General features: G+C 30.8%; 15 protein-coding genes. 5 read left to right on the top strand and 10 right to left on the bottom strand.

The window, feature by feature from the left end; genetic code table 11:
* Positions 1–93: 93 nt before the first annotated feature.
* Positions 94–2,217: a SurA N-terminal domain-containing protein gene (locus V8G69_RS07715; RefSeq protein ID WP_394881259.1), complete on the top strand. Its 2,124-nt coding sequence runs from the start codon at positions 94–96 to the stop codon at positions 2,215–2,217.
* Between the two features lie 53 nt (positions 2,218–2,270).
* On the opposite strand, the gene V8G69_RS07720 is transcribed toward V8G69_RS07715, so the two are convergent.
* On the bottom strand, positions 2,271–3,188 hold the full coding sequence (locus tag V8G69_RS07720; protein ID WP_394881260.1) for a GYDIA family GHMP kinase: 918 nt from the start codon (positions 3,186–3,188) through the stop codon (positions 2,271–2,273).
* Entirely contained in the window at positions 3,185–4,507 is a 1,323-nt protein-coding gene (locus tag V8G69_RS07725) for a hydroxymethylglutaryl-CoA reductase, degradative (protein WP_394881261.1), read from the bottom strand. The genes V8G69_RS07720 and V8G69_RS07725 overlap by 4 nt, the downstream gene beginning before the upstream one ends.
* 271 nt (positions 4,508–4,778) lie before the next feature.
* Between V8G69_RS07725 and V8G69_RS07730 the strand changes: the two genes are divergently transcribed.
* The 3 genes from V8G69_RS07730 to V8G69_RS07740 all read left to right on the top strand — a co-directional run bounded on the left by V8G69_RS07730 (position 4,779) and on the right by V8G69_RS07740 (position 8,630).
* Positions 4,779–6,149: a peptide MFS transporter gene (locus tag V8G69_RS07730; RefSeq protein ID WP_394881262.1), complete on the top strand. Its 1,371-nt coding sequence runs from the start codon at positions 4,779–4,781 to the stop codon at positions 6,147–6,149.
* Between the two features lie 44 nt (positions 6,150–6,193).
* Positions 6,194–7,975: a peptide MFS transporter gene (locus tag V8G69_RS07735; RefSeq protein ID WP_394881263.1), complete on the top strand. Its 1,782-nt coding sequence runs from the start codon at positions 6,194–6,196 to the stop codon at positions 7,973–7,975.
* Between the two features lie 106 nt (positions 7,976–8,081).
* Complete coding sequence (locus V8G69_RS07740; RefSeq protein WP_394881264.1) at positions 8,082–8,630, top strand: thioredoxin family protein; 549 nt, start codon at positions 8,082–8,084, stop codon at positions 8,628–8,630.
* Positions 8,631–8,635: 5 nt separating this feature from the next.
* Here the strand turns inward: V8G69_RS07740 and V8G69_RS07745 are convergent, their stop codons facing one another.
* The 5 genes from V8G69_RS07745 to surE are packed head-to-tail and all read right to left on the bottom strand — an operon-like array spanning position 8,636 to position 13,454.
* On the bottom strand, positions 8,636–10,672 hold the full coding sequence (locus V8G69_RS07745; RefSeq protein WP_394881265.1) for a ComEC/Rec2 family competence protein: 2,037 nt from the start codon (positions 10,670–10,672) through the stop codon (positions 8,636–8,638).
* A gap of 21 nt (positions 10,673–10,693) precedes the next feature.
* Positions 10,694–11,266: a C40 family peptidase gene (locus tag V8G69_RS07750; RefSeq protein WP_394881266.1), complete on the bottom strand. Its 573-nt coding sequence runs from the start codon at positions 11,264–11,266 to the stop codon at positions 10,694–10,696.
* Positions 11,256–12,389 (bottom strand): lipid-A-disaccharide synthase, encoded by a 1,134-nt coding sequence (lpxB, locus tag V8G69_RS07755; RefSeq protein WP_394881267.1) that lies wholly within the window; start codon positions 12,387–12,389, stop codon positions 11,256–11,258. The genes V8G69_RS07750 and lpxB overlap by 11 nt, the downstream gene beginning before the upstream one ends.
* Positions 12,390–12,400: 11 nt before the next feature.
* A complete protein-coding gene (locus V8G69_RS07760; protein WP_394881268.1) occupies positions 12,401–12,685 on the bottom strand; it encodes a hypothetical protein in 285 nt (94 codons plus the stop codon).
* Positions 12,678–13,454: a 5'/3'-nucleotidase SurE gene (gene surE / locus V8G69_RS07765; protein WP_394881269.1), complete on the bottom strand. Its 777-nt coding sequence runs from the start codon at positions 13,452–13,454 to the stop codon at positions 12,678–12,680. The genes V8G69_RS07760 and surE overlap by 8 nt, the downstream gene beginning before the upstream one ends.
* Positions 13,455–13,681: 227 nt before the next feature.
* Here surE and V8G69_RS07770 point away from each other — a divergent pair, with 227 nt between their 5' ends.
* Positions 13,682–15,817 (top strand): carboxy terminal-processing peptidase, encoded by a 2,136-nt coding sequence (locus tag V8G69_RS07770; RefSeq protein WP_394881270.1) that lies wholly within the window; start codon positions 13,682–13,684, stop codon positions 15,815–15,817.
* A gap of 120 nt (positions 15,818–15,937) precedes the next feature.
* On the opposite strand, the gene V8G69_RS07775 is transcribed toward V8G69_RS07770, so the two are convergent.
* Genes V8G69_RS07775 through V8G69_RS07785 form a run of 3 tightly spaced genes read right to left on the bottom strand, consistent with a single transcriptional unit; the run spans position 15,938 to position 18,571 of the window.
* The gene (locus tag V8G69_RS07775; protein ID WP_394881271.1) at positions 15,938–17,146 is read right to left on the bottom strand and encodes a histidinol-phosphatase; all 1,209 of its coding nucleotides are present in this window, start codon (positions 17,144–17,146) and stop codon (positions 15,938–15,940) included.
* A gap of 32 nt (positions 17,147–17,178) precedes the next feature.
* On the bottom strand, positions 17,179–17,790 hold the full coding sequence (yihA, locus tag V8G69_RS07780) for a ribosome biogenesis GTP-binding protein YihA/YsxC (RefSeq protein ID WP_394881272.1): 612 nt from the start codon (positions 17,788–17,790) through the stop codon (positions 17,179–17,181).
* A gap of 19 nt (positions 17,791–17,809) precedes the next feature.
* Complete coding sequence (locus V8G69_RS07785; protein ID WP_394881273.1) at positions 17,810–18,571, bottom strand: alpha/beta fold hydrolase; 762 nt, start codon at positions 18,569–18,571, stop codon at positions 17,810–17,812.
* Between the last annotated feature and the right edge of the window lie 147 nt (positions 18,572–18,718).

The following is an 18,718-nucleotide window of genomic DNA, read 5'->3' on the forward strand; positions in this document are numbered from 1 at the left end:
AAATAGAAAATGGTATTTTCGCGCACAATATTTTTTCAACAAACTAAACAAGCAAATAACCTAAAAAGGTTTTTAAAAATAATTTAATTTACAATGGCAGTTTTAAATAAAATCAGACAACGTTCACTTTTTTTAATAATCATTATTGCGCTAGCACTTTTTTCTTTCGTGTTAGCAGATTTATTTAAAAATAACAATGCTTTTTCTTCAAAATCTCAAAATACTGTTGGAACTATAAACGGTAAAGACATCACTCGTGAAGATTTCATGCAAAAAGTTGAAATAGCTCAAAAACAAGCTGGACCTAGTGCAACAAACACACAGGTTATGAATAGAGTTTGGGAGCAAGAAGTGAGACAAGCTATTATGGAAACTCAATTTAAAGAGTTAAATATTTCTGTTGAAAAAGACCAAATGAGAGACTTGTTAAAAAATACTTTGGCAACTAGTCCTGAGTTTTTAAATGAAGCTGGGGTATTTGATGAAAATAAGTTGAATGAATATATCATTAACTTAAAAGAAACTTCTGCGGCAACATATCAAGAATGGGTTAATTACGAAAAATCATTGTCGTCTAACGCATTACAGCAAAATTATTTTAATCTTGTTAAAGCAGGATTAACCGGTACGCTTGAAGAAGGAAAGTTTGAGCATAAATTAGAAGGAAACAAAGTTGATATTAAATTTGTTCAAATACCATTTTCTTCAATAGCAGATAGTACAGTTACAGTTTCAAAATCTGAGATTTCAAGCTATATTGAAAAACATAAAGATTTGTATCAAGCTGATGCATCAAGAGATATTCAATATGTAGAATTTAAAGAAGCTCCTACTGTTGAAGATGAAAATGATATTAAAGCTGGTATTGTTGCTTTGTTAAATGATTATGAAGTTTACAACGAAGCGACCAAAGCAAATGATGTTGTTACTGGTTTTTCAAAAACACTAAACAATGAGGATTTCGTTAATTCAAATTCTGATATAAAATTTGACAATCGTTTTCTATTTAAATCTTCTTTGCCAACTGCAGTTGCAGATAGTATTTTTAAACTTAATGAAGGCGAAATTTATGGGCCTTACAAAGACAACGGATACTTTAAGGTTTCAAAAGTTGTAGCCCTAAAACAAATACCTGATTCTGCAAAAGTAAGACACATTTTGATTCCTTTTGTTGGAGCAACAAGAGTAGGGCCTGATGTAACTAAAACGGAAGAGCAAGCAAAACAAACTGCCGACAGTATCCTGAGCATTGTAAAATCAGACCGTTCAAAATTTGTTTCTTTATTAGATTTATCATCTGATAAAGTTAGTAATGAAAAAGAAGGTGTTATAGAATTTGCTTATACTGATTCTTTTGCTCCAGAGTTTAAAGATTTTTCATTTGAAAATCAAAAGGGTGATTTAGATGTCGTTAAAACGTCTTTTGGATATCATATCATTGAAATTTTAAGTCAGACAGAAAAGGAAAAAGCAGTTCAAATTGCTACAATTGCAAGAAAAATTGAACCTTCTCAAGCAACTATTGATAAAGTTTTTAGAGATGCGTCTAACTTTGAAATTTCTGCTGAAAACAAAGATTTTGCAGAATTGGCAACCGAAAGTAAATATGTGGCTCGTCCGGTAAACAGTATAAAGGTATTAGATGAAAATATACCTGGAATTGGAAACCAAAGACAAATTGTAAGATGGGCTTTTAATGATGAAACTGAAATTGGAAAAATTAAACGTTTCAATATTCCTTCAGGATATGCTATTGTTCAATTAGTAGCAAAACATAAAGAAGGTTTAATGAGTGTTGAAGAAGCAACTGTTACTGCAGTGCCAGCTATTAGAAAAGAGAAAAAAGCTACCATTATTAGAAATAGAATTAAAGTTGCTAATCTTGACGATTTAGCTGCTGCTGAAAATACAACTGTAAAAACTGCTTCTGCAATTAATATGAAAAACCCAACGATTTCTGGAGCAGGAAGAGAACCATTTGTTGTTGGTGCTGCTTTTGGATTGAAAGAAGGGCAAACGTCGAAATTAATTGATGGTAACAATGGTGTTTACATGATTCAAGTAACTAAAATTACTCCAGCTGTTGAATTAGATAACTATCAAGCTGCTGCTAATCAAGTTGAAAAGCAAAAATTGAATGTTGTGAACACAAATCTTTATAATGCACTTAAAGAAGCTGCAGACATTGAAGATAACAGAGCAAAAACTGTAGAATAATAAGACTTATATTAAATAAAAAAGCCTCGATTATCGAGGCTTTTTTATTTGTGTTAATTTATTAAAACCATCTTTTCATAGGGAATAATGGTTTCGAAACCTTTATTCTTAAAATAAGTTTCAGGATTTTCTTGGGATGTAACAAGTATAAAATCTCCTCCCCAAGCACCTAAACTTTTTATGCTTCCATTAAAATCATTAAACAGTACTTTTTTAATAGGTTGTTGTTTAATAATTTGTGAAATAAACTCTTCATGTAAGGTTATTAAGGTTTCAAATTCAGATAAAGTTTTACAACTCATTAATTTATGAGAAATTTTGCTTATATCATTAAGCACTAATTCATGAGGTTTGTTTAGTTTATATTGCTTAATGCCTTCTCTGCTGTTTTGTTTTTTGTTTAAATAAACAAAATACAGATGCTCTTTAAATGAGGGATTAAAATTAACTTCACTAACATATGGTTTGCCATCATGTAATTGATAACTTATAGGGTTGTTATGTTGTGCGCAAGCAATATCATAACCACTGCCTCCAAAAGTTGTTTCTAAGAGCTTAAATGGATTAATTTGTGCCCATTGAGCTATGTTGTTAATAAGGGTTGAAGAAGTGCCTAAACCCCAGTTTTTTTTGAAATCTAAATGTGTGGTTATTTTATAACCAGAATTTGAATTTAGAAATGAAGGATTAAGTTGTTGGGCCGATTTTAAGATTTGGATTAATCTTAGGGTTATGTCATTTGCTTCTTTTGAAAATTCAGAATGAAATTCATCAATTGAAAATTCATTCTCAAACCAAACATGACCTTGTTCATCAAAACTTTTCCAAATTAATTTGGGATATTCAATCGATTCAACAATTAATGATTGTCCAAAACGAGTAGGAACGGCAAGAGCTGTTGCGCCATCAAGAACCACATATTCTCCTGAAATTAATAACTTTCCGTTGCTATAGAATGCTTTTGTGTTCAATTTTTAATTCTTAAATTCTGTAAGATTTCAACAACTGCACTATGTGAAACGGTATGTGTTTTGAAATAATCAATAATGGTTGCTTTCTCGTATTCATTGGCCCCAAACTGATTTAAAATATTCATTAAATGCATTTTCATATGCCCTTTTTGAATGCCCGTTGTGGTAAGAGATCTTAAAGCCGCAAAATTTTGAGCTAAACCAGCCACAGCAACAATCTGCATAAGGTCTTTTGCTGAAGGATGATGAAGTAATTCCAAGGCTAATTTTACCAGTGGATGTAAACCTGTTAATCCGCCAACAGTTCCTAGAGCAAGAGGGATTTCCATCCAAAAATAAAACATGCCATTTTCAATTTTAGCATGTGTTAAACTTGAGTATTTTCCATTTCTGGAAGCATAAGCATGCACACCGGCTTCAACGGCTCTAAAGTCGTTGCCGGTAGCTAATACTACGGCATCAATACCATTCATAATGCCTTTATTGTGGGTAACTGCTCTATAAGGTTCAACTTCTGCAATATTAACTGCCTGAACAAATTTTGAAACAAATTCTTCAGGTGAAATATCTTTGTCTTCATTTAAATCTTCAATTTTACAGCTTACTTCAGCTCTCACCAAACAATCTGGAACATAATTAGATAAAATACTCATAACTATTTGAATGTTTTTTTCTTCAGTAGTAAAATCTTTAAAATTTAAAGCTTCTTCTTTAAATGTTTTGGCAAATTGCTCTAAGCATGAATTAATAAAATTGGCACCCATGGCGTCTAGTGTTTCAAACGACACATGTAGTTGGTAATATCCTTTTATGTCTTCTGTTTTATCTCTTAGTTCAATATCAATAACGCCACCACCACGTAACTCCATGTTTTTTGTAATGGGTTTTACATCCTCTAAAAGTCTTGATTTTATGTGATTAAAATATGAAATCAAATGATGTGAATTTCCAAAAAACATAAAATGTACCTGACCAATTTTTGTTGTAGATATCACTTTGGTTTTAAAGCCACCTCTGTCTAACCAAAATTTTGCAGATTTACTCGCAGCAGCTACTACTGAACTTTCTTCAATAGCCATTGGTATGGTGTAAAGTTTGTTGTTAATTAAAAAGTTAGGTGCAACACCAAAAGGCAAGTAATAATTTGTAATGGTGTTTTCAATAAACTCATCATGAAGCTGTTGTATATTTTCATTAGTATTCCAATACTGCTCAAGAATTTGTTTGGCAATTTTGTTATTTGAGAAGTACGTGTTTACAATCCACTCAATTTTTTTTGACTTTGATAATTTAGAAAATCCTGAAATAGGTTTGCTCATTAAATCTGTGTTTTAAATGACAAAGATACTATAACTTGTTTTTATTTATAAAAAGCTTTTAGTGTTGAAAACAAATTGTATTTAAGTGGTAATTATAGCTGTTTTTTGCATAATTTTTAGTAAACTTGGTAACAATTATTGAAAAATCAATATTTTATTGATTTTGACAAGATTACTATAATTTCACTTTTGAAAATATAGGCTTTTTAAACGATTACAATCTAGTCAAAGTTCAATAAAAAAAGTAAAAATTCTAACCTAAAATTAATTTATGGCGTCAACAGCATTAAAACCACATCAAAGAGAACTTTTTGGTCAACCAATTGGCTTGTATATTTTGTTTTTTACAGAAATGTGGGAACGGTTTTCTTACTATGGAATGAGAGCGATTCTTGTTTTGTATTTAGTAAAATCTACAACCGATACTAACTCTGGATTAGGTTGGACAAATGGAGAAGCATTGGCTTTATATGGTTGGTATACCATGTTGGTTTATGTTGCATCAATTCCCGGTGGATGGATAGCCGATAATTTTTTAGGGCAAAAAAAATCTGTTTTATACGGAGGTATTTTGTTGGTAGCTGGTCATAGCATTTTAGCAGTTGAACAAATGTGGGCTTTTTATTTGGGTTTAGGATTAATCATTGCAGGTGTTGGATTGTTAAAACCAAATATTTCTACCATGGTAGGAGGTCTTTACAAACAAGGAGATATTAGAAGAGATAAAGGATTTACTATTTTTTATATAGGAATTAATGTTGGCGCGTTTTTGGCTGGTCTAATTGTTGGATATGTTGGTGAAGTTCATGGTTGGCACTATGGTTTTGGTTTGGCAGGAATTGGTATGGCACTAGGATTATTGCAATATGTTTTAGGACAGAAATATTTACAACATGTTGGCGATTTTATTGGAACCTCAAAAAATGAAGCAGATAAAGAAGCTATGAAAAGACCACTGACAAAAATCGAGAAAGATAGAGTAGTGGTCTTATTTATTTCATTTTTGTTGGTTATTGTTTTTTGGGGAGCATTTGAACAAGCCGGAGGATTGATGAATATATACACATCTGAAAAAACCAATAGAATGTTATTGGGTTGGGAAGTTCCCGCATCATGGTTTCAATCTTTAAATTCCATGTTTATTATTTTTTTAGGAACATCGGTAGCTTTGTTTTGGGCTAATAGAAAATTAAAAGGAAAGGTTGCTACTTCGTTATTTAAAATGATAATTGGATTAATTATCATGGGAACCGGATTCTTTTTCATGACAGCTGCTGTGGCACAGTATGAAGCTGTTGGAGCCTCAGCAATGTATTGGTTGGTTTTAGCTTATTTATTCCATACCGTTGGGGAATTGTGCCTTTCACCAGTAGCTTTATCTTATATTACAAAATTGGCTCCTGTAAAATATGCTTCATTAATGATGGGAATTTATTTTGCTGTAACAGGTTTTGGAAATAAAATTGCCGGACTCTTGGGAGAAGCATCTGAAAACCTAGGTGAATACACTATTTTTACTGGAATTGCTGTTTTTTGTATCATATTTGCTGGATTAGTAATGGTATTTCGTAAGAAATTAGAATTATTAACTCATGGAGCTGAAGATGACGAACATATAATGCATTCTTATGATGATGAATAATTTAATATAAGCTTTTTCTCTTCTAATAATCTAAAAACAATTTTATGAACACAGATATTGAAAATCTTTTTAAAGACAAAGTTTTAGGGCATCCGGCAGGACTATTTATCTTATTTTTTACCGAAATGTGGGAGCGTTTCTCGTTTTATGGAATGCGAATTTTATTGGTTTTATTTTTAACCGCACCTATTTTAAGTGATAGTCCAGGGTGGGAATGGCCAAGAGAACATGCTTTAGCTTTAATTGGTACTTATGCGTCATTACTTTACTTAACTCCCATTATTGGTGGTTGGATTGCCGATAAAATAACTGGTTATAGATTAGCCGTAGTAATAGGTTGTTTAATTATGACTTTAGGTCATGCTTCTATGGCTATGGAAACTACCTTAACTTTTTATTTAGGATTGGCTTTATTAGTAATAGGAACCGGCTTTTTTAAACCCAATATTACCTCTATTATATCTGAAATGTATAAAGGTAAAGAGTCTAAAAAAGATGGAGCCTATACTATTTTTTATATGGGAGTAAATGCAGGAGCATTTTTTGGAATGATGCTTTGTGGTTATTTGGCTGAAAATTTTGGATGGTCTTGGGGATTTGGTTTAGCTGGAATTTTCATGTTTTTTGGAATGCTTCAATTTTGGTTAGCAGGTAGTTTGTTTGGAAATATAGGGGCAAAACCAAGTAAGGTACATGAAGTAGAATTACCTCAAAACATTAACGAGAAAAATGTTGTTACAGAAGAGGTTTCTGTTGATGAAAAACTTAATCCTTTTACTTTGTTTGATAAGGTGTTGGTTGTTTTTTCTTCAATAGGAGGTCTCTTATATTTGTTTAATGATCCTTTGGAAAAAATTAAAGGATTTAGTTTGTTCCCTTTTGAAATAGGTGGTTTGAATGGTTCTAATGTAGTTGTTTTAGCTGCGTTAGTATTATTTTTAATATTACTAATTACTAGAATTTCTAGATATATTCCAGTGGTTAGAGATAGAATTATTGCAGTATCTGTTTTTGGGGTTTTTACTGTTTTCTTTTTTGCTTTTTTTGAACAATCACTTGGATCAATGACCTTGTTTGCCAGAGATTATACAAATAGGAATCTAATTGGAAATTCTGCAATGATTTTTAAAGTTGTAGATGCTTTGCTTACAACGGTTCCCTTAATAATTATTACTTATGTAATATTTTTATTATTCAAGAAAACATTTTCTAAGATTGGAGTATCAAATATAATATTGGGAATTGCTTTTATTGGAGTTTGGAGTTTGGTGATTTTTAGGTTAACTGATAAATTTTCTCAGGAAGGAAACCAAATTGACGCTACTTGGTTCGGTATTTTAAACTCATTCTTTATAATAACCTTAGCTCCATTGTTTTCAAGATGGTGGGAAAGTAAATACAATCCTAGTGCTGCCATGAAGTATGGTATAGGTTTGATATTATTAGGTCTTGGTTTTGCAATTTTATCATATGGAGCATCAGGAATTCCATCTGGAGCTAAAACAGCTTCTGTAAGTATTATATTTTTAATTTTAGCTTACTTATTACATACCATGGGCGAACTTTGCCTATCTCCTTTAGGGCTTTCTTATTTGAGTAAATTGGTACCAGCTAGAATGATTGGATTTATGTTTGGTGTTTGGTATTTAGCTATTGCTGTTGGGCAAAAAGCAGCAGGAACCATGGGAGGCATGATTGATAAAATATCGGAGCAATACTCATTAGGCACCTTCTTTTTAATATTTACTTTGATACCAATTGGTGTTGGTATAATATCAATGTTATTAAATCCAGTGCTTAAAAAGTTGATGCATGGTGTCCGTTAATCGAAAAATTAGTTAAAAAATTCAAAAAACACGTTAGTTAAGTAGTCGTTTTTATATTTTAGGTACACTTTTTGAACAGTAAACCTAAATCTTTAAAAAACAAGAAATGAAACAATTAAAATATATTATAATTCTTTTTGCTTTAACTTCAATTAAAGGGATTGCACAAGAGATAAAATGGATGACTCTCGAACAAGCTATTGCGCTTCAAAAGAAAACTCCAAAAAAAATCATGATGGATGTTTATACCAATTGGTGTGGGCCTTGTAAAATGCTTGATAAAAATACCTTTCATAATGCCGATGTTGTAAACTATGTTAACCAAAATTATTATGCGGTTAAGTTTAATGCTGAAGGAAACGATGTTATTTCATTTAAAGAAAAAACATTTTCAAATCCAAATTATAAACCAGAATTGGCAAACAGGCGTAATTCACCACATCAATTAACTAATTATTTTCAGGTGAATGCTTATCCAACAATTGTTTTTATGGATGAAAAGGGAGATCTTATTGCTCCAATACGTGGTTATCAAACGCCTAACCAACTTGAATTGTATTTAAAAATGTTTAAAAAAGACGACCATAAAAACATGGATTCTCAAGAAAAATTCAATGCGTATTACAATGCTTTTAAACCAGAGTTTAAACAATAAGTTTATTAATAATCAATTATAAAAACTCCCTTTTCACTTGTTAGATGAAAAGGGATTTTTGTTTTCTTACAGGTGCTTTTCCATCGTTCAGAATACGTTTTGTAATTGCTGCCATCTGCTACAACAAGTAATGGATGTAGTGAATCTAAAATTCGGTTTAAATTAATTTTAGGCGAATTTCGCAGCAGTATAAAATCTGGTTTAAACGATTTTACATTATAAACACCTAAACTATCTATCACTAATAGTTTCTTGTTTCCTAAAATATAAACGGATTGCAATGAATCTTTTTGAAGACTTTTAATTTGATTTTCAATCGTATAATCTGTTATGATTTTATCCTTTTTTTCGGTAGCGTCATCAAAATTATTAGCGATACATATTTTGTTGCCAAACTTATTTCCCAGTAAAGTATAACGTCTTTTATGAAATACTAAAAATTGATTTTTTGGAGACTCAAATTTTGAGTATATAAAAATGCTTTGCCCTATAATAATTGCTAAAAATAAAAAGACCAGATTTTTATAATTTCTTTTTGTAAAAAATCTAACAAGAGCAATGATTAATAGATAGGAAGCAATTACAAATAAAATATTAAACGAAATATTTTTAAATAGAAACGTATCTTGTTGGGCAACCCATTCAATAACAGTATTCATAAGACTGATAGTGCTTCCAAATAAATCAGCTAAAAAATCAGGCAAAATATTTAATATGGCTAACACAATAACAACAATTCCAAAACCTAAAATGAAACCTAAAAACGGAATAATTAATAAGTTTGAAAGAAAGAATAACCCTGGAAACTGATGAAAATAATATAGGCTAATTGGCAGAATGCCTAGTTGTGCAGAAAATGTTATTCGTATAACTTCCCATGCTTTTTTAGGAATATAATATTTTGGTTTCCACAATTTAGTTAAATAAGGATCAATGGTTACAATGCCAAAAACGGCCATATAACTTAACTGAAAGCCAACATCAAAAAGGAATAAAGGTTTAAAAAGCAAGAGTATAAAAATTGAAATGGCAAGTGTATTATAAATATTGGCTGGTCTTTTTAAATTAAAGCCAATAGCCACAATACTAAACATGGTTACAGCACGTGTTACTGACGCAGAAAGGCCTGCAATAATTGCAAAACCCCATAAAATAACAACAAGCAATAATGCTTTTATAAAAGCGCCATAACGTAAGCGTTCTATTGGTTTGAAAGTAGAACTTAATATCATTAGGATAATTCCAATATGTAAGCCAGAAATTGCAAGAATATGTATAGCACCAGCATTTGTGTAATTACTATAAACATCGTCACTGATATTTTGTCGCTGACCTAATAAAATGGCATTGATAATTGCCAGTTCATCTGGTTTGAATTTATAAGATTTCAACTTTAAATTGATATGTTCTCTAATGTTATTGGCAATTCCAAACAGTGTTTGTTGATTTGTTTTTACTTTAAAGAGTGCATCATTTTTAATAAAAAGTTGATGACAGATATATTGTTTTTCTAGATAGCTTTTATAATTGAATTGACTTGGATTTAAAGGAGGAATAACCTCTTTAAAAATAGCATTAGTAATAAATATATCATCAACGTGCAATACGTTTTTAAGAGTGTCCTTTTGAACATTTAAAATAGATTTTCCTGAGACTTGTATGGAGTCTTCTTTTAAAATATCTATAATGTATTTGTCATAATAATTACCGGGTTTTAAAACTTCTCTTATTCTAAATGTTATGGTTTTTATGGAATCATTTTTAGTAATAAAGTTTGAATAATGATTTGAATAGTTTTTTTGATTATGAAAATTTACTGTCAAAACTCCAATGAAAACCATAATTAAAAATGCAAATAATCCGAACCATATCGTTTTTGCAAATTGCTTTTTGGCAATTAAGAATACTACTGTTAAAATTAGGATGAGCAGACCTAAAATGAATAAAGTAAAATAGATTGAGATATTGCAGTAATATCCTATTAAAATACCTATAATGAGGTAAATAGTTAGCTTTATAATGGGAAAATTAAGTAGCTTCATGAATGAAAGATAATAAATATCTTACAACATTCTACGAGCTTCTACAAATGAATAATACCAATAACGTTCTACTAATGAGGAAATAATAACACCTTGGCTTGTGGTAGAATGTATAAATTCAATATTGCCAGGAAGTGAAGTAACAACTAGTCCAACATGGCTTATTACATTTCGTTTGCTAGTTGTTTTAAAAAAAAGTAAATCACCTTGTTTAACATCATCAATTAAAACTTTATCGCCTTCTTTTGCCATGTCTCTAGAAATTCTGGGAAGTAAAATATTAAAAGCTTTAAAAGTTTCAAATACTAAGCCGGAGCAATCCATTCCAGATTTAGTTGTGCCACCTGGTTTGTATTTAACACCTTCAAATTGTTTGGCAAAATCAATAATATCTAACGCTTTTGTTGAATAAGTTGAAGAGTTGGTTGAGGTGATTAAGTCATTTTTTGGAATATCTGCCCCCTTTTTTTCTGTAATTTCACCTGAACTAATTACTACTTTAGGTGAATCAGCTTTATCTCCTGTTAAATATTTAGAAGATTTGCAACTATGAAAAACTAACAGTATTATTAAAAAAAGTAGCCTATATTTCATGAGTAAATTGATGCTTTATAGCTTTAAAAATTAATTTTGCTGTCTTTTCACTTGCTCCTTTTCCACCCAGAGCTTTTTCTAGTTCATAATAATTCATAAAATATTTAGTACGCTCATTAGGGTCTAAGATAACATTAAGTTCTTTCTTTAGATTTTTAGTGTTGAAATCATTTTGAATAAGCTCTTTAACCACTTCTTTATCCATGATTAAGTTAACCAACGATATATACTTAAGTTTTACAAGGCGTTTTCCTATTTGATATGATAACCAGCTACCTTTATAACAAACCACTTGCGGGATTTTAAAAATTGCTGTTTCAAGCGTTGCTGTTCCTGATGTTACCAAAGCAGCAAATGATACACTTAACAAATCATAGGTTTTATTAGAAACAAAGCTGATATTTTTGTTTTTTATGAATTTTTTATAGAACTCAAAATCCTGACTTGGAGCACCTGCAATAACAAATTGATAACTTGGAAAGCTGTCAACCACACTAAGCATAACTTCAAGCATTTTGTTTATTTCCTGTTTTCTGCTACCGGGTAATAAGGCAATAATGGGTTTTTCACTTAGTTCGTGGTTTGCCCTAAACTCGTATTCATCAACTTGATTTCTATCAGCAATAGCATCAATTAATGGGTGACCTACAAACTCTACGTGAAAATGATGTTTTTCTTCATAAAAATTTTTTTCAAAAGGAAGTATGACATACATCTTGTCAATATCACGTTTAATGGCATTGATTCTGTTTTCTTTCCAAGCCCAAATTTGCGGAGAAATGTAGTAATGTGTTTTATAGCCTTTCTGTTTTGCCCACTTTGCAATACGCAAATTAAAACCAGGATAATCAATAAAAATTATAACATCTGGATTGAAATTTTCAATGTCATTCTTACAAAAACTTAAGTTTTTTGAAATGGTTTTTAAATTCATTATCACCTCTAAAAAACCCATAAAAGCTAAGTCTTTATAGTGCTTAACTAAATCATTACTAACTTTTTGCATAAGGTCTCCGCCCCAAAATCTAAAGCTTGCATTAACATCTTTTTTAAGTAATGCTTTCATTAGGTTTGAGCCATGTAAATCACCTGATGCTTCTCCTGCTATGATGTAATAATTCATTTGAGAATGACTTATATTAATTTAAAAACAAAAGTAAAAACAGCCACAAAAATGGTAATTATCAAAACGCCTCTAGCTCTGTAATCTTGTTTTTTCTTAATAAAAATAAAAAAAGTAATCAAATTTAAAATAGCACCTAGACTGATAAGCTTTCCCAGAAACCCTTCTGCAGCTGCAGCTTTTATAACTTTGGTGAAATCGTCTCCATTTCCAAGAATTGTCGCCGCCAAAATTAATCCAATGGCATTTGCAATTAACCCTACTAATAATCCTATAATTAGTTCTTTTTTAACCATTTAAATTCCAAGAGTTTAAATTTTGAATATAATGATGCGCTGTTAAATCAAATTGCACAGGAACTAAAGAAATATAACCATTTTCAAGAGCCCATTCGTCTGTGTCTTCACCATAATCTAAATTAACAAATTTTCCAGTAAGCCAATAATAGTCTTTTCCCTGCGGGTTTTTACGTTTGTCAAACTCTTCAACCCAATTGGCCTTTGCTTGTCGGCAAATTTTAATACCTTTTATTTCTTTTTTTGAGATGTTCGGAATATTTACATTTAACACTATTCCATTAGGTAATCCATGTTTCAAAACCATTTCTGATATTTTTTTCACATAGCTTTTAGTTGCACTAAAATCGGCATTCCATTTATAGTTAAGTAATGAAAATCCAATAGAAGGAATGCCTTCAATCCCAGCTTCAATAGCAGCACTCATGGTCCCTGAATAAATTACATTAATTGATGAATTTGATCCATGATTAATGCCAGAAACACACAAATCTGGTTTTCTGTCTAAGACTTCTCTTATTCCAAGTTTAACACAATCAGCAGGAGTTCCGGAGCAACTATATTCCAGTTGTTTTTCATTATCAACTATCACACGTTCTACATAAAGTGTTGAATCAATTGTAATAGCATGACCCATCCCACTTTGAGGACTATCAGGCGCAACCACAACAACATCGCCAATTTCATTCATAACTTCAATTAAAGTCCTGATTCCTGGAGCATTAATTCCATCGTCATTAGTCACTAATATTAGAGGTTTTTGGGTCATATTATTTATTGTAAAATCATCGCTAAAATACATAATTTACTTAGTAATTGCTCAATTTGTTTGGTTTAACAAAAAATTAGTACCGATAGAATTTATTGGCATGGTTTTTTCTTTATTTTAGTAAAAAATATATGATATTCATTTTTTTAGTTATTATTTGATGCAAGTATCAATGGTAATCTGTTAAAAATGATTTCTTACTATTAAAAGATATGATGAAGAAAATTATGAAAAGGAACTATAAAATTTTGTTATTGCTATTGCTGTTAGCTTTCGCATCGTGTAGTTTCACTACCAAAACATTTGCCGATCCAGACAAAGATAAATTACTGATACAAGTAGTGACTTTTGTTTTACAACAAGGACATTTTGATCCTATAGCAATGGATGATGCTTTTTCTGTTGAACTTTTTAAAGATTATGTAGAAAACCTGGATCCTGTTAAACGGTATTTTTATGAGTCTGATATAGAGGATTTTAAAAAATTTGAAACCAATATTGACGATCAATTAAAAGCATATGATATTACTTTTTTTAATGTCACTTATGAGCGTATGTTAAAACGTATAGAAGAGGCAAAAGTAATTTATAAAGAAGTTTTATCACAACCTTTTGACTATTCTAAAGACGAATCTTTTAATACGGATTACGACAAAATTGGGTATGTGAAAAATAAAAAAGAAATGAAAGATCGTTGGAGACAACAACTAAAATTTTCAACACTTTCTAATTATGATGATATCTATACTCAAGAAAAAATGACCAAAGAAAAAGACCCTTCTTACGTTATGAAAACTGAACAAGAAATTGAAAAAGAAGCTAGAGAAACTACGTTAAAATCTATTGACATTTATTTTAATGATACTATTGATGATTTAAAACGTGAAGATTGGTTTGCCGTTTATGTAAACACTATAGTAGAAGAATATGATCCTCATACTTACTATTTAGCACCAAAGAGCAAAGAAGATTTTGACACAAGAATGTCTGGTAAATTAGAGGGAATTGGGGCAAGATTGCAAAAACGCATGGACTACATTAAAATAGTAGAATTGATTTCAGGTGGGCCAGCTTGGAGGAGTAACGAACTTGAAGTTGAAGATGTTATATTAAAAGTAAAACAAGAAAAAGAAGAGTTTCCAGTTAATATTGTAGGAATGCCTATTAATGATGCTATTAAATACATTAAGGGACCAAAAGGAACTAAAGTGACTTTAACAATTAAAAAAGTTGACGGAACCATTAAAGACATCACACTTACAAGAGATATTATTGAGTTAGATGAAACTTATGCAAAAGCCTCTTTAGTTGAAAAAGATAATATGAAATTTGGAGTAATTGACCTACCTAGCTTTTATCTGGATTTTAATAATTATAAAAAGTTAAATGCAGCTGCAGATGTTAAAAAAGAAATTGAACGTTTGAAAGCTGAAGGTATGCAAGGGCTTGTTCTAGATTTGCGTGATAATGGTGGGGGTTCTTTACCTGCAGTGGTTGATATGGCCGGATTATTTATCGAAAGTGGTCCTATTGTTCAAGTACGTTCAACTGGAGAGCCAAAACAAGTATTGGAAGACAAAGATAAATCTATATCATGGGATGGGCCATTGGTGATATTGGTAAACGAACTTTCTGCTTCTGCATCAGAAATTATGTCGGCTGCAATGCAAGATTATAAAAGAGCCATTATCATAGGAAGTAAACAAACCTATGGAAAAGGTACCGTTCAAAATGTATTAGATTTAAACAGTTGGGTTCGTAATAATACCAATGGAGACTTAGGTGCACTGGCTTTAACTACTCAAAAGTATTACAGAATTAACGGTGGTTCGGTACAATTAGAAGGTGTTAAAAGTGATGTAATAGTTCCTGATAAATTTAGTTTTATTGATGTAGGAGAAAAAGACAAAGAAAATGCTTTGCCTTGGGATGAGATTGATGCTGCAAAATATACCACTTGGAGTAATTACTTTGATTATGATGAAGCTATAAAAAGTAGTAATGAGCGAATGAGGAATAACACACAATTAAAACTCATAGAAGAAAATGCTAAATGGATAAAAAGTAAAATTGATGAAACTGTTGTTCCCTTAAATTATAATAAGTATAAAGCAGAACTTGCTTTAAACGATAAGGAGTCTGAACGATTTGATGGAATAACAAAATATAAAACAAATTTAACTTTTGAACCAACCGCTTACGAGAAAGAACTTTTTGCTAAAGACACAACAGATTTAAAAGAGAAACGAGATCGTTGGTACAAAAGTCTAAGTCAAGATGTATATGTTGAAGAAGCTATAAATGTGCTTCAAGATTTAAAAACTGCATACAATATTAAAAAGGTTGCCACAGTAAAAAACTAATTTCTTAAAATAGTTTTTGATAGCAATATGTAATAATTGCCACACTAAAATAGGTTTAAATCTACCTTAGTTAGTGTGGCAATTTCTATAATAAGAATAGGTGCTAATGAAATAGAAGAATCAATTTAAAATGGGTTGAGTCCAAGCAGTTTCATACAAAATATCTTCAATTGGGTTGTCTTGCAGTTTGGTTGAAGTAATTTTACATCTTACAAAAAGAATATCATCAGTTATTTTATAATTGGCTTTAATCCCATTAATCTTTAATAATTCTTTTGTTTCTGTCTCGCCTTTTTTACAGCCAATAAAAGAGATATTGTAATTTACTGTTGGTTCTTCTGCGATTTCAATAGTAAGTTCTCTGTCCTTCAATTGTAATGTTTTTAAAGTTACACCTGTAGTAGCGTAAAAATCCCCAGCTTCCATAGCGTGGATTAAGGCACTGGCAGAAAGTGTGTCAGACTTTACCATAACCCAACCACGGCCCGCATTACTCCACTTGTTTCCTTTTATGTGGTAGTGATGGGAATCATCTGTTGCCGTACCATACATTATAGGTTTTTTGTCTTTTATGTAAGCCATATTAATTAAATCCCACATTTCTTCAGTAGCTAAATGTGTTGAATCTCCCATATTATGAACTAAAGGATGGCCGTTATAGATTTCAAAAAAACGTTCACCTTTTAATGCTATCATATCTTCTAAAGTTACACTGTAATAAAAGTTTGGATGATTTAGGTGAGGTATTATTGGAATTCCTGTTTCCTTTCTTTGTTGAAGTATGGCATCTAAATTATTTTGAATGACTTCAAGAGTGCTGTTTCCGCCTTGTGGTTCAATTTTTTTTTGAATGTTGGTAGCATTCATATGAACAAAATGCTTGTTGTATCTGTCTGTTATTTCTTCTGAATGAATTACCAAAAACTTCCCTTTTTCTTCTGTTAATCCTTTGTACTCATTGTAGGTTTTAAGTTTTACAGATGTTTTGCCAGAATCTATTTTATAGGTCACCCATTCTTTACCATATTTTTCTAAGTAATTTTTAAAAGCATTTTGATAGATAGAATCTTTTGGAATTTGTATCCATTTTTCTTCTTCGGCTATTGTATTATGATCTGATAATGCAAGAAATTGGTAGTTGTTAGATTTGTACCAATTTAAAACAACTTCAGGAAATTCATCACCATCGCTCCAATACGTGTGCGTGTGCAAATTGCCTTTATACCATTTAGTTGTGTTCTCATTTGGTTGTGATGTTTTTTTTTCGTTACAACTTAATACTAAACACGATAGAATGGTTGTAAAAATAATTTGACTTAATGATTTCATTTAAAAAGTATTAAAGTAAGCTTCTGAAAGTTTTAGATGTTGCTTAATTCCATATTGCCATTTAATGTTTCAATATATCCTAAAACTTCTTCTTTGCCAATGTCTTTTGATGATGAGGTTACAAAATAATTAGGCATATCTTCCCAAGTTTCAAGCAAGATTGACTTATAGTTTTCAATGTGGTTTTCAATAGCTTTAGGTTTTAATTTATCAGCTTTTGTAAACACTATAGAAAAAGGAATTCCGTTTTCACCTAACCATTGCATAAATTCTAAATCGATAGGTTGTGGGTCATGTCGAATATCAACCAAAACAAAAGCGGAAACCAATTGTTCGCGTAAACTAAAATATTGTGTTATGAATTTTTGAAATGTTTTTTTTGAGCTTTTTGAAACTTTGGCATAACCATATCCAGGTAAGTCAACCAAATACCAGTTTTTATTGATTAAAAAATGATTTATTAATTGGGTTTTCCCAGGTTTTCCAGATGTTTTTGCTAAACTCTTTTTATTGGTAAGCATATTAATCAGAGAAGATTTACCAACATTACTTCTGCCAATAAAAGCATATTCGGGCATTCTGTTTTTTGGGCATTTTGCCACATCAGAATTGCTCATCACAAATTCAGCAGATTTTACTAGCATAAGGTTCGTTTTAGAAATTCTATAAATTTCTTTTTGTTAACCAGTCTTCAAGAATTTTATTGAACTCTTCCGGATGTTCCATCATAGCTGCATGCCCACATTTGTCAATCCAAAATAAATCAGAGTCAGGTAATAAGCTATTAAATTCTTGAGCAACTTCTGGAGGTGTTACCGTATCATTTTTACCCCAAATGATACAGGTTGGTGTTTTCATTTTAGGCAAATCGTTAGCCATATTATGTCTTATGGCACTTTTTGCTATAGCTAAAGTTTTAATAAGTTTGTTTCTGTCATTTACAGTAGCATAAACTTCATCAACAATTTCTTTAGTTGCAACTTCAGGATTATAAAAAACGTCTTGCGATTTCTTTTTTATTACTTCGTAATCACTTCGTTTTGTGTAACCACCGCCCATAGCACTTTCATAAAGCCCTGAACTTCCCGTAATAACAAGTGCCTTAACTTTTGAAGGATATAATTTGGTATGATATAAACCAATGTGTCCACCAAGAGAATTTCCTAACAAAATGACATCATTTAAATCTTTAAAATCAATAAAATCATGCAAGTATTTTGCAAAACTTTTTACATTGGTTTTTAATAAAGACATTGTGTAAATTGGTAACTCGGGAATAATAACTCTATAGCCTTTTGTGCTAAAATAACGAGTTACGTAATCAAAATTACTTAAGCCACCCATAAGGCCATGTAATATTATCAATGGAGTGCCTTCTCCAACTTCAATATAACTGTAATTTTTTTCCTTTTTTAAAAGATGCATCTTTAACTAATTGGTCATTTTGTATAAGAACAAATATAGTTATTTCATTGATATTTCAACCATTTTATTGGTAGACAACAGTAAATATTCAGCCTGCAGATGTTAACAATAAAAATCTTTTTTGTGAAAAATTGGTAATCAATTGAA

Origin of the sequence: Gaetbulibacter sp. M235 (assembly GCF_043876835.1) — a bacterium.
Lineage (GTDB): Bacteria > Bacteroidota > Bacteroidia > Flavobacteriales > Flavobacteriaceae > Yeosuana.

What these genes read in the sequence shown, in the direction of transcription:
- surE (WP_394881269.1), bottom strand. Translation starts at nt 13,454, where the DNA reads ATGACCCAAAAACCTCTAATATTAGTGACTAATGACGATGGAATTAAT.
- V8G69_RS07760 (WP_394881268.1), bottom strand. Translation starts at nt 12,685, where the DNA reads ATGGTTAAAAAAGAACTAATTATAGGATTATTAGTAGGGTTAATTGCA.
- V8G69_RS07715 (WP_394881259.1), top strand. Translation starts at nt 94, where the DNA reads ATGGCAGTTTTAAATAAAATCAGACAACGTTCACTTTTTTTAATAATC.
- V8G69_RS07735 (WP_394881263.1), top strand. Translation starts at nt 6,194, where the DNA reads ATGAACACAGATATTGAAAATCTTTTTAAAGACAAAGTTTTAGGGCAT.
- V8G69_RS07785 (WP_394881273.1), bottom strand. Translation starts at nt 18,571, where the DNA reads ATGCATCTTTTAAAAAAGGAAAAAAATTACAGTTATATTGAAGTTGGA.
- V8G69_RS07740 (WP_394881264.1), top strand. Translation starts at nt 8,082, where the DNA reads ATGAAACAATTAAAATATATTATAATTCTTTTTGCTTTAACTTCAATT.
- V8G69_RS07745 (WP_394881265.1), bottom strand. Translation starts at nt 10,672, where the DNA reads ATGAAGCTACTTAATTTTCCCATTATAAAGCTAACTATTTACCTCATT.
- lpxB (WP_394881267.1), bottom strand. Translation starts at nt 12,389, where the DNA reads ATGAATTATTACATCATAGCAGGAGAAGCATCAGGTGATTTACATGGC.
- V8G69_RS07750 (WP_394881266.1), bottom strand. Translation starts at nt 11,266, where the DNA reads ATGAAATATAGGCTACTTTTTTTAATAATACTGTTAGTTTTTCATAGT.
- yihA (WP_394881272.1), bottom strand. Translation starts at nt 17,790, where the DNA reads ATGCTAGTAAAATCTGCTGAATTTGTGATGAGCAATTCTGATGTGGCA.
- V8G69_RS07775 (WP_394881271.1), bottom strand. Translation starts at nt 17,146, where the DNA reads ATGAAATCATTAAGTCAAATTATTTTTACAACCATTCTATCGTGTTTA.
- V8G69_RS07770 (WP_394881270.1), top strand. Translation starts at nt 13,682, where the DNA reads ATGAAAAGGAACTATAAAATTTTGTTATTGCTATTGCTGTTAGCTTTC.
- V8G69_RS07725 (WP_394881261.1), bottom strand. Translation starts at nt 4,507, where the DNA reads ATGAGCAAACCTATTTCAGGATTTTCTAAATTATCAAAGTCAAAAAAA.
- V8G69_RS07730 (WP_394881262.1), top strand. Translation starts at nt 4,779, where the DNA reads ATGGCGTCAACAGCATTAAAACCACATCAAAGAGAACTTTTTGGTCAA.